The following is a 303-nucleotide window of genomic DNA, read 5'->3' on the forward strand; positions in this document are numbered from 1 at the left end:
CCCGAGCCGCCGCCAAGCGGTCGAGACCATCTCGCCCCAGCAGCAGCCGCGTCCGCGCGAAAAGGTCATTCTCGAGAGCACTCCCATCTTCCCTAAAGAGCGTCGAGTGTCGGGCACGGGCGCTCTTGCAAAAAGTTTCGCAAAAATGGTCACAAAATCGACTTTTGAACTCTTCGTGAACCGCAAACCTGTCATTTTCAGCACTGAAACGCGGAAAAGAGGCGTTAAACTAGCAAAATAGGGTTCAGAATCGAAGATATAGAGTTCAAAACTCGATTTTTTGACCATATTATCGCAGTTTTT

At 49.5% G+C, this 303-nt stretch carries 1 protein-coding gene; it reads left to right on the forward strand.

All coding sequences use genetic code 11. The features are described from left to right. Positions 1–241: hypothetical protein (locus NE591_RS14240; protein WP_256156982.1), on the forward strand; the 241-nt coding region annotated here is incomplete at its 5' end. Positions 242–303 lie beyond the last annotated feature (62 nt).

Origin of the sequence: Adlercreutzia sp. DFI.6.23 (assembly GCF_024462535.1) — a bacterium.
GTDB lineage: Bacteria > Actinomycetota > Coriobacteriia > Coriobacteriales > Eggerthellaceae > Adlercreutzia > Adlercreutzia rubneri.